Consider the following 11482-nt stretch of genomic DNA (forward strand, 5'->3'; position numbering starts at 1 on the left):
AATTCACTATATATAAAAGATTAAACAACTAATGATTAGTGCTATTTAAAACCATAACCATACTCAACACATTGATTTATTAAAATTAAAGCCAACAAGAAAATAGAAACCGCAAAAAACATTCTGTTTTTTTGATTTCTTAAACTATTCCTCTTCTTTTACAACGCCGTGATTTTATTGATTATCTGTTATGCAAGAATAAACACTTAATTTATTTTTATGTATGTGTTGCTTTTTCAAGCGCCATTGCTATTGTTGAATGTGAGTAAAACGCGGCAACAAAGCGATTCACCACCTCCTTTTTATACCATCCTGCGTATAAGGATCTGACTATGCCTATTAAAAAGTATGTCATTCTTGATAGCGCACCCAAAGCTGTCGGCAATTCCGATTTTATTCTATTAGGGTTAAAGAGCGAAGGTTTTGCCAGAGGTTGTCCGATGTTATTTGGCGGCACCGCCGATGCTAAAGATGGCCCGGTCGATGGAAAAAACTTTGCGTTGAATGTAATAAAAAGAGAAACCTGGGAAGAAACCAATCAGAATATTGGCGTGGAACAGGTGGTAAGATATCAGGTTTACCCCAATGACATCAGCGTTTATACCAGTAAAGACTTCACTTTCACCGGAAAAGTGGCCATTGGCGGTGAGTTTGCCTGGATTCGAAAAGTGAGCAAAGGAAAAATCAAAACCTATTTTAAAAACAAACCCACTGCCACCAAAGACATGTTTGCTCAAGAGCTTTACGCAATGACGCTGGATGTCGATATTGAACCCACCGATGCGGAGTTCGAACAGTATTTATCTTCAGATTGCCTGAGCGCCATTTACGCTTACTGTAAAGAAACCTGCAAATAACGTCTATTAAAATGATGGGCACGCCATGATGATGGCGTGCATCTCTGGCAATGCCATTAATTTATTGGTGCCGATATTATGCTCGCAAAAGATTATACGTCAGATGAGAAACGCATCGTAAAAAACGTTATCGACCGATACGAGAACAGCGGCGTATTTCTTATCGAGCCAGGCGATCCGGTTTTAACCGAATTTTATGATATTCAATTAAAACTGGCCGGCGTCACCGCAGCCGCCGCACCGCAATTCAGCCAACTTTGGCAGCAGACGAAACGCGTCAAACGGGTCGCGGGCCGGATGAGCGAGGCCAACACCAGCGGCGCTCAGCCGGTGTACAGCATCGTCAGGCTGGATTCCACCGACGGTAAACGTTATCAAACCGACGCCATCGGCTCTCTGCCGGTTCAAGCGACCAATGTGACGCAAACCCTCGGCCTGTTCGACGGCGGCGCCGATAACGTCGGCAAGGTGGAATACAAAAGCGACTACGTTTACACGGCGGACTGCACCATCGGTGCCAGCGGTGACTATCCGCAAAGCCAGACCGGCGGCAGCTTTCCGGTTACGGTGATCTATACCTTCGCACAAACGGTCGGCCAGCAAACCGTTTACGGCGCCGAAATCGTCACGACGCAAAGCTACCCGAAAGAAATGATCAATGATTCCCCCAGGAATCTGTATAACCAGCGCATGATCAAGATTTGCCTGACGCGTGACGATGGCGACTGTGATTATCGCACCGTCTACGATCAGGACGGCACGGTTAAAGTGCCGATAAAAGGCAATATCACCTATTTTGGCAATATTGATCTCAGCAATGGCAAGCCGGTCAACGCCAGCAATACCATTTATCTTATCCGCACCCGCGCCGGCGGCGATCCGATCACCCCTTACGGCGGCTATAATATTTTTAATTCTGCCGCAACCCGAATCAGCGGGAATAACATCACCTGGGATCTTGACTGGCTGAAATTCAACCGCGTCGATTTTGAATCCGGCGAGATGGTTTATTACGTTTTTAAAATTACGCTTGATGTTGAAGGCCGCAGTATCGCCGCCTTTATTACTAACGCACCCAAAGAAAGCGATCCGGATCGCCGTCTGCTCAATACCGTACAAATCAAACCGATGCAGATTATTTATGGCTGCCTGGCAGAGGGTACATTGATTTTAATGCAGGATGGGACAGAAAAGCCGATCAATGCTCTCACGGCGGATGAGTTCGTTATTTGCGGAAATAACCACCCCAGGCGCATTGAGAATATCACCACGGGGCAGGAGCAGCATTACATTGACATTACCGCCCGCGACCAGGCGGCACGTGAATATCGTATAAAAGCCAGCCTGGGGCACCCTTTCGTCACCGCAAACGGTATTTTTCTCGCCCGTGAATTGACCTCAGGCATGTGTCTTAAAACCCGGCACGGTGAGTGCGAGATTACCGCCATCTCTCTCCAGCCCGGTGAGTTAACCGTTTATAACCTGCAACTCGGCGCTGACTCTCCGCTGCAAAAAAACCAATGTGCCCTCAGTACTTTTTATGCTAACGGCGTGTTGGTCGGTGACGCGCTGGTTCAACACATCTATGAAGACGAATATCACCAACGCCCAAAAAACGTGCTGAAAACGTTACCCGCCGAGTGGCACCAGGATTACCACAATATGATCAATGCAGCGGACGAATAATATCATGTATGAAGGCTATCCCGACTTCCAGCGCATTATTATCTGCGATGATCAACGTTTCGTCGCCGCGTATCGACAAAACGACGCCTATTATTTATATCCGCAGGCGCTCAGCATTCTGGCGGCCGACCCTTTGGCTTTCTCGCTGGATATCGTGCGTAGTTACAGTACCGATAGCCTCTACGGCTGGCTGAATTTCACCACGCAATTGCAGTTCGCCGGTGAACAAAGCCTGCAGATATTTAAGCAACAGTATCCGGATTGCGCGGTGAAGGCGCTGCCGGTCTTGCCGGGCAGCCTGGGATTCGACGTGCCCATCGATTACCACAGCGATCTGTACGGCCGGCACTACGACACCACCTGGTATTCAGCACAGTGCAGTCAATTCATCATTCTGCTCAATGCGACAAGCACTCAGTTGATCGAGCGCACCCTGCTCGATGAGACGATAGGCTTCAACGCGCGTCTTGACGGTTTCGTCGAAGGCGTATCACCGCGTCTGGCCTACCGGGTGGAATTTGATGCCCGTGCGCTGATCCTGGCCCTGGCCGCCGGCGTGGAGGGCGCCCATGCCGTGGGCGATACCGGGATTGTCTTTCCCTACGACGGGCTGCCCCTCTACCTCAGCCGCAACCTCACCCGCTTGCCGCTCGACATCGACCCACCGCCGCCGGCGAACGATCCGGCCGGCGATCTGCTGCTCAGCCAGGCTTTACTCGATCGGCTATACAACCTGTACGGTGCGCCGTCTGTCGGCCCCGCCGCCGGCAATATGGCACAGATCCTTCTGACGCCGCCCCCGCATGCCGGCCGGACCCGGTGCGATCTGGCCAATGTCGCGCTGACTCAGCGGCCGCTTTGCTTCACGCTGGATCCGTTCGCCGCCGCGCAGCAGATCGCCAAAGTTTCGCCCGATACCATTATCCATCGCACCACCGCACCGCCGCTGCCGGCGGGAGAGCGAGAGATCAACGTCTTTTACGCCTATCCGCTGGGGTTGCAATCCGGCGTTTCGATCGATATTCAGCTGACCGTACCGCCCGGCAATATCTACCCGATCGAGCAAACGCAAACGCTGGCGCTGCGGCCCGACCGCTCCTGGTTAACCTTCAAGTTTCACAACAGCGCGCTGGATGCACAGCCGTTTTTCTACCAGATCCGCGTGAATTACCCGCAAGACGGCGTTTACCGCACGCTGCCCGGCGAACAACGTCGCTGCGACGAGGATAACCTGGTACTGGATTACGCCGCGCTGCCTTGCCGCTTCCTGACCCTGTATCTCGACCCAACGTTCGCCCAACAAAGCCGACTTGGCGGCCTCTATCACTCCGCCGACTGGCGCCAAACGTGGACGCTCAGCGCATCGGCACCCTATTTCAGCGCACCGATTCTGGGCGATCCTACTTTTGCCGAAGCGACCGCCTATTCGCTTTCCGGCGGCGGCGCCGTCCCGTTACCCGCCCCGATCGTGCAAAACGCCACCATCGGCGCCTACAGTTTTCCACAGTTCGGCGCACAACAGGCGACGATCACCGTTCGGCTGCCGCCGCAGTTGCTCAGCGCCGTATTGAGTTTTCAGCCGCAGGACAGCGAGCGCACCAGCGAGCGCACTTTTACGCATTCGCAGCCGAGCTTCGTCTACAAATGGAACGTCACCTCCATTTTCGCCGCCGGCTTCCGCTACAAGACTCCCACTGGCCCCTGGTCGCCTTATGCCACCGGCGACCAAACGATCGATATCAAGGGTGATACACCATGACCGACGAATTGGATCCACAACGTACGTTGCAAAACTTCTTTCTTCTTGATCGCGCGCTGGCGTTTCACGACCAAACGCGCCCCAGCGGCTGTTACACCTACGGCAGCTATACGCCGCAGGTGGTGCAGGAAACGCCGGCCGGCAAGATCAGCTCGTTGCATTTGTTGACCAGCCCCGGCGGCGGCCTGGCGACTTTCATTGCACCGAAGCTGCCGGTCGACAGGACTGCGATCGAGGACTATATCCGCCGCCATTTCGTTCCCGCTCCGGAAACCATCACCCTGGAGCAGGAGGAGATCCAGCAATCGCTGTGGCTGCACTTCGCGCAACGGCCGGCTACTGCCGCCTACAGCGTCGAATTTGAACAGTCAAAAATGGCGTTGACCCATGAGGAGTCTGGCCGGCTGGCGGGCGCGATCCAGGGAACAAAAGACCAGGTCTATTTTCTCACCCGCAGCCGATTTAGCGTCGACAGCCGCGTCAATGCCCGTTTGCAGGCCGATTGGGTCGCGTTTGTCACCCTGGCCTTCAACGAGCAGGCGCGGCAACCGGAAGCGATCGCCAGGCTGCTGAACCAACAAATCGACGCCGGCGTCGTCATTGTACAAGCGCAGTTCGACAATGCGCCTTCAGAGCAGACGCAAGCTCGCGTTCGCCAGGCGTTGGTAAACACCGCCTCACTGCTGATCGCCAACACGCTGCGCAACATCTCGTCGCCAGAACAAATCCCCAACAAGCTGAATTACCAAATCGAATATGACGACACCGTGCCCCAGCGCTATCTGCTGGAGCAGCAACGTGACATTGCTGAATTGCTCAATCGGCTGCCGGCCGACGGCATCATCTCCTTTACCGCTACGCCCCTGCCGGAACCCAGCAGGCCGGATAAGCCGATTGAGCCTCAACGTTGCACCGTCAGCCTGGGATTTGATCCGAAAGGCTTCAATATCATGGCGATAGAGCTGCGCTGGGCAGATCAACAGATGCCGATGGCGTGGCCCAGCTTCCCGCCAGTGACGCTGGAAACGACAGCGACAGTGAGCGATATCGCACTCAAGGTGACCTTCGCCGATTACACCAGCTTCGAGAACCGGCTGGCGTGGCAGAACGCCATCGCGCTGACGCCGCAGGATGTGGGTTTCTATAGCCTGCTGTTCGACGCCGAGTCTCTGAAGTCCGAATTCAAAACGATCTCCGGCAGCGCCAGCTATCTCCCGGCGGGCCAGGGCAAGAAACAAAACTTCACCTTCGCCTTTTCCGCCGCGCAGTGGCAAGCCATCTGGTGGATCAACGCCCATGCCGCCGGCCTCAACGGCCGGGTGGACTATCGCTGGCAAGGGAAAACGGCGGCGCTATTCCCCAAAAATTACGACTCCGGCCCCCTGCAGGCCACCACCGGCCCCATCAAACTGCAATACCACAAGTGACATAAACAAGAGGACCGCCCTATGTTAACCACCGCTTTGCAGCAATCGATAAAAATCGACGTCACCGAGTATTTGGGCGTCAAGGAATACGCGTATACCTGCTACGGCGACAGCGACAGCAAGGATATCTTCTATGTGGTGCCGGAGATCCCGGTGTTTGCCAAACGGGATACCAATACGCCGAGCTTTATGTTTTACAAATACCGCAGCGAAGATACGCAAGGCGGCTACGCGCAATTCACCGTGCAGCTGCCGCAGCCGAATGCGGAAATGAAAGACCGCATCCGCCTGCAGCTGTATAACGGCCTTGGCAGAAAAGACGGCCCGCTGGATAAAAAATCCAAGCTCATTGTCGACTACATCAAGGCAAAACAGGCCTATGAAGCGGACCCGGAAAACAACACCAAGAAGACCGCGATGGACCAGGCGCAGAAGAATACCGGCCTGAGCGATGAACAGCTTAACCGGTTTGTCGCGCTCTACGACGGCAACAAGGGCGACGATCAATTCCTCAGCGAACTGATGCCGGCGGACGCTGCGAAAATCGAACTGATGCAGCCGCGCTACACCTCGGCGCAGGCCATGCTGATCCTCGACGGCAACGATAAGTTCTATCGCCAGATCCCAACGCCGCTGTCCCCCTCCGGCCTCGGCGACAACAATACCGTGTTCAGCCTGTCGCTGACCGGGGAAGGCGCCACGCTGTTTGAACAGGTGCTGAAAGGCACCGATAAAAACGCCAGCGTCGGCGTGCGCTTCGACCTCTCCCTGGATGCCTCCATGTCGGCGGCCAAAGTGATCGTCACCTACAACAGCGAGCAGGCCAAGTCCGTAGCGCAAACCATCAACTACCACACCTGGTCGGCCGACGAGAAAAAGATCGAGCAGGAGTTTTACGCCAAGGAAGCGATCAAGGTGGACGTGCGGATCGGGTTGACGGCGCAAGAGATGGGCATGGAACCCGCCGCCTATGATAAATGGAAAGAAAGTCTGCGGAACTGGGGGCAACAGCAGGTCGAGCAGATCCTGAGCAGCCAAACCGGCATCGACATGAGTCTCAATTTGCTGAACGACGCCGGCAGCTTTGAAAAATTCGAGTCCAAAATCTCGCAAACTCAGAGTTTCACCCGCGAATATGAAGAGAACGCCGTGGTGTCCTCCACCATTTACCCGCAAACTCAGCTGCCGTCGATACGCTCAATCGTCGGCGAAGCCGATTTGGATCAGTACTTCAAAGAGTACGATCTCCACGACCCGTTCTATCAGTACATCCAGCCGGAGTTCTTCGTCACCGAAGACATGGCCAAGTATGATATCGCCAATATCGTGGTCACCGCGGTATACGACGACGATCTCAAGAGCACGCTGACCTTTACGCCGAAGGATCCGGGGCCGAAGAAAACCGACAAGTGGTTTATCAAACCCGAGCTCGGCCGCGCCTACCGTTATCATTACACCGTCAACTTCACCGGCATGCAGGCCAGGCCTTACCTGTCTGGGGACATCCAGGTCAAAGACGATCTGGTGGTCACCATCAACGCGGCGCAAAGCGGCATCGTCTACGCAGATATCTCCACCCTGCTCAACCCGCTGGGCTGGGAGGTCTTCAGCCAGGTCGTAGTCAAGACCCAGTACGAAGACAAAGAGCACAGCGTGCCACTCAAGCAATACACCCAGGTGATCAGCGACAAGAACCCGCCGGTGCCGTTTATTTATCCGATCGGCACCAACGTGGAAAAGCCGCTTTATTATTCGGCCGACTACTATGCGCTGGACGGCGACAGCCTGACCTACCTCCCGCCGGGCGTGGAAAGCAACCCTCAACTGCCCGGCTATGGCGAAACGCGCGGCAATCAGATCCTGATCGCCAACGCCCTGCCGAAGCAGCAGAAATACACCATCATCTTCAAACCGTCGCAAAAAGACGTTTCGCTGATCACCTTCGAGATGACGGTGAACTACCCGAAATGGGACTTCTCGCAAACGCAGCCCATTGCGTTAACCGAGTTCGACACCAAGTCACTCACGCAGTACCTGACATTCAACCTGATGCAGCAAGAGAAAGGCAACGAGCCGCAGATCAGCTACACCGCCACGGTCTATTACGGCGATAACCAGGAGAAAACCGTCACCAAGCCGATCACGGGCACCAGCACCATCGTGGTCGTGACCTTCTGACGGCCGGTCTCCGCCGGAGCAAGCACGCCTTGCTCCGGCTCCCTCTCCGATGACGTGGGGTTGCCGCTATGCGCGATCAGGTAATCATGCAAGACATCTGTTTTATTCGAGCGGACCCGGACCGGCCCGTGTATTACTACTGTGCCGCCGCGCCGAGCGTGCAGGTCGCCGCAGGCAATCAACCCGATGTCCAACTGCAAATTTTCAGAAACCTCAACCAACCGGACGATCTTTACTACGCCACGCTGTCGTTGCAGACCCAGTTGGCCAGTTCGCCCGAAGCGGCGCAACGCGCCGCCGACGCCAGCCCGGACATACCGCGCGGTGCGATCTTATTGCCGCTGCAGGCGATCGCCTGCAGCGCGACGCTGAATATCCCCGATCTTATCCCAGGGCAGACCAGCAAAACCTCGCTGAGCGACCAGCAATATTGCTACCTGTCCGCCAAACTGGACGACGACGACGATATCCTGCTGTTGGCGAGCCTGATGCGTACGCCGGCCTCGACGCCGATCGCCGTCAGTTACAAAATCGACTACCTGCAGCAGCTGCCGCCAGCCACCTTCGAGCTGGAAGCCAACTGGGACCAGGTTTACCGTTACCTGCAGCGCTCGATAGGCTTTAACCTGCTGATCTTTAGCGTCGGTATCGAGCAGACATCCACCCAGTTGATCAGCGAGAAAATCGTCACCGTCAAAGTCAGGGACACCGACCCCGACGGCCATATGGCGCAGGCGGCCGCCGAACTGACGCAGATCCTCACCAGCCAGTTCTTCACGCCGGTTATCGCCAACGAACCACAGCAGACAAGCCCCAAAGCCGGCTTTTATCTGCAACAGGTCTCGGTTGAAAACATCGACCAACGTCGCCTGAGCGGCAAGATCAGCGAAACCACCGTCGTGCAGCGTTCGCTCTATCCGCAGGCCCTGTTCGCCCAGCTGGTCAACGGCACGGACTATCAGGCCGATCGCGCGATCGTCAAACGCGATCTGCAGGATGACTTTTTCGCCTATCGCGAGGTGCGAGTCAGCCTGCTGTCGGATGCCCTTGACGCCAATATCCTGCTGGTGACGGCCCGGTTGCGCTATGGCTCAAACAGCCGACAGCTGAAATTCACCCGCGACGACTTCGGGCCCAAACCGTTTAAGGAACCCAGCCTGATCGACCCTAAAACGGGAAAAATGCTGTGGCCGGTCGAGTATGACTTTACCGTGTACTTCAACCAGTCGATAGGCGGCGTAACTTCGGTCAGCTCCGGTAGCCTGCAAACGGAGATGAGCGAGGTCTTTCTGGATGTCGAGTCGCTCTACGGCCGCTATGATTTCGCGATCGAAGCGGCGCAACAGTTTGACTGGCAGCGCTATCAATCCGTGCTGGTCACGCTACGCTATCGCCACCGGCAACAGCCAAACAGCAGCGTGTCGCGCAGCTTCCAAATTGACCAGGCCAACCCGCGGGCCCACTACCCGGTCATGCTGCCGGAGCCGGACGAATACCAATTCGACGTCAACAAAACCTACAGCGCCGCCGTCAACTCACCGCATATTTCCGCCGAGCTGCAAGAACCGACCGGCCAGGACGTTTACCTGTTCTCGACCCTGTATCGCCAGCGCGTGCTGACGCTGTCGGCCGACATGGACTGGCGCCGGGTGGAAATGGTCATCGTTTCCGCCAGCTACGCCTGCACGCCGGCGGAAACGCTGCAGCAGGTGTTTCAATTCACCGAATCCGACGCCGCCCCGCGCTGTTTCAGCGCCGATCAACTCGATCCCAAGCAGCTGACCGTCGATCTGGATATCTGGTTTACCTATCAACCCGGCGAAGGCGGCGATCGGCCCGAAAACGTGCAGTGTTCGACCGACGCCAACGCTCTCGATCTCGCCACCCTCAGTTAACTAAGGAAACGCCATGTTATTACTCAGAGCCAAAACCGCCACCATCAACAACATCACCTTCTTCGCCGACGATTCAGACGATAACCAGTTCTGGTATCTGCCCGGCGATATCCACATTGCGCAAAAGTCGGGCGAACCGGTGTTTTCGTTGATCAAATACACCGGCGACGCCAGCGACCCGCAAGGGGGATACATCAACTTCGAGGTCAATACCGCGATCGACGAAGCGGTGTTGAACCGTGCCTTTAACGACTATCTGCGCAAACTGAACGTTGATCCCAAGAACGCCCGCAAGGCCCAGGTACCGTATGATAAAGGCACGGTGAACTTCTTCGTGCTCGACGCGGGCGCCGCCAACGGTGAGCTGATCAGCGCCCCTTGCCCAAGCCTGTTCGGCAACAACAGCGCCATTTTCAGCGCCAAGCTGACGCCGTCCCAGGCGGTGATCCTCGAGGCCGCGTTCACCCAGGCCAAGGCGCCGGCCGCCGTCGCCTATAACCTCAGCTTCACCGGCATCACGCCGGCGCTGAAGGTCGAAGTGACCGCACAGTTCGAAAGCATCTACAAAGAGTTCGATCTGAAATTCGGCGCCAACATTCCCATCCCGGTGGAGACGCCGGCCAGCTTCTGGCTGGGCTTCGACAGCGTCATCAAAAAACTGCAGCAGGATCAGAAACTGGTGATCAAGGTCACCGAAAGCATGCCGGGCGATGAAGAGGCCAAAGAGAAAGAGTGGGCGCTGCAGTTCGTCAAGGAAGAGATCCTGAAAAGCTTTTTCAGCGCCACGCTCAAACCTAACGACGACAGCAACCCGCAGGCGAAATCCGCCAGCGACGCCATTCTGGATTCGCTTATCGCCAGCGACAAGAAAGAAGGCGAAGAAGCCGGCAAAGGCGGCCTGTTCCCCAGCGCTTCGCTGGAGATCAAGCTGGTACGGATCGAGGAAACCAAAAGCCTGAACTTCAACTACACCTCGTCGAAGGCCCTCAGCCAATCCGCCGTGCCGCAAAACTTCATCGGCAGCGATATCCTGCATGCTCAGAAAACTGCGCCCTACTTTATTCAGGTCAACGTCAACGATCCGTTCTTCCAGCAGCTGGATTTGACCGTGCTCGGGCCGGACAGCTTCGAGGAATATGGGATCAAGGCCGCCAGCTTCAACATCCGTTACAACAACCAGGTTTATACCGGCGCGCCTTTCACCAACGATGACGGGACATGGACCAAACGCATCGCCCGCAGCAGCGATAAGAACGAGCTGTTCCATACCACCAGCGAATTCGCTTTCAAATCCGCAGCCTCCTCGGGCTGGGAAGGCAGCAGCAACTATCAGTCGCTGTCCGAATCGGCCTCGACGCTGCTGAACATGGATCCCGGCTCAGTGCTGTCGTTCAACGAGATCAGTATCTTCCTCGATCGCAAATTCTCTTGGGAAAACTGCAACCAGGTCATGGTGGAGCTGAGCTATCAGGATGACAAAGGAAGCCGCAAGATCAAGAAATATACCTTTAACCAAGACGCGCACGAGAGCCAAACGTTCAAATACCGCTGTCTGACGGAGAAGCCCTGGGCGGTCAATTACACCCTGATCTACTTCCTGGTAGGCGGGGAAACCGTCGAACGCAGCGGCAGCGAAAACCCGCCGGCGATCGTCATCCCCAATCTGGTTTAGGTGTGCGC

7 protein-coding genes are annotated in these 11482 nt (G+C 55.6%); all 7 read left to right on the forward strand.

All coding sequences use genetic code 11. The annotated features are described in order from the left end of the window. The first annotated feature begins 332 nt into the window (after nt 1-332). Complete coding sequence (locus ACMGG9_RS11945) at nt 333-857, forward strand: hypothetical protein (protein ID WP_046898261.1); 525 nt, start codon at nt 333-335, stop codon at nt 855-857. A 78-nt stretch (nt 858-935) separates the two neighbouring features. Continuing rightward, entirely contained in the window at nt 936-2543 is a 1608-nt protein-coding gene (locus ACMGG9_RS11950) for a hypothetical protein (RefSeq protein WP_414162230.1), read from the forward strand. A 4-nt stretch (nt 2544-2547) separates the two neighbouring features. Continuing rightward, on the forward strand, nt 2548-4302 hold the full coding sequence (locus tag ACMGG9_RS11955) for a hypothetical protein (RefSeq protein ID WP_414162231.1): 1755 nt from the start codon (nt 2548-2550) through the stop codon (nt 4300-4302). Beyond that, nucleotides 4299-5729: a hypothetical protein gene (locus tag ACMGG9_RS11960; RefSeq protein ID WP_147880454.1), complete on the forward strand. Its 1431-nt coding sequence runs from the start codon at nt 4299-4301 to the stop codon at nt 5727-5729. The genes ACMGG9_RS11955 and ACMGG9_RS11960 overlap by 4 nt, the downstream gene beginning before the upstream one ends. Before the next feature lie 21 nt (nt 5730-5750). Beyond that, nucleotides 5751-7907, forward strand: coding sequence for a hypothetical protein (locus ACMGG9_RS11965; RefSeq protein WP_147880453.1), 2157 nt, complete (start codon nt 5751-5753; stop codon nt 7905-7907). A 128-nt stretch (nt 7908-8035) separates the two neighbouring features. Continuing rightward, nucleotides 8036-9802 (forward strand): hypothetical protein, encoded by a 1767-nt coding sequence (locus ACMGG9_RS11970; protein WP_223524928.1) that lies wholly within the window; start codon nt 8036-8038, stop codon nt 9800-9802. A 13-nt stretch (nt 9803-9815) separates the two neighbouring features. Continuing rightward, nucleotides 9816-11474 carry a hypothetical protein gene (locus ACMGG9_RS11975; RefSeq protein WP_047026040.1) on the forward strand — a complete coding sequence of 553 codons (1659 nt, stop codon included), beginning with the start codon at nt 9816-9818 and terminating at the stop codon, nt 11472-11474. Nucleotides 11475-11482 lie beyond the last annotated feature (8 nt).

The organism is Serratia sp. BNK-10 (genome assembly GCF_047456065.1).
GTDB classification, from domain to species: Bacteria; Pseudomonadota; Gammaproteobacteria; order Enterobacterales; family Enterobacteriaceae; genus Serratia; species Serratia ureilytica.

Bases quoted from the DNA above. Each gene is read 5' to 3' on its own strand.
- ACMGG9_RS11945 (WP_046898261.1), top strand. From the start codon at position 333: ATGCCTATTAAAAAGTATGTCATTCTTGATAGCGCACCCAAAGCTGTC.
- ACMGG9_RS11950 (WP_414162230.1), top strand. From the start codon at position 936: ATGCTCGCAAAAGATTATACGTCAGATGAGAAACGCATCGTAAAAAAC.
- ACMGG9_RS11955 (WP_414162231.1), top strand. From the start codon at position 2,548: ATGTATGAAGGCTATCCCGACTTCCAGCGCATTATTATCTGCGATGAT.
- ACMGG9_RS11960 (WP_147880454.1), top strand. From the start codon at position 4,299: ATGACCGACGAATTGGATCCACAACGTACGTTGCAAAACTTCTTTCTT.
- ACMGG9_RS11965 (WP_147880453.1), top strand. From the start codon at position 5,751: ATGTTAACCACCGCTTTGCAGCAATCGATAAAAATCGACGTCACCGAG.
- ACMGG9_RS11975 (WP_047026040.1), top strand. From the start codon at position 9,816: ATGTTATTACTCAGAGCCAAAACCGCCACCATCAACAACATCACCTTC.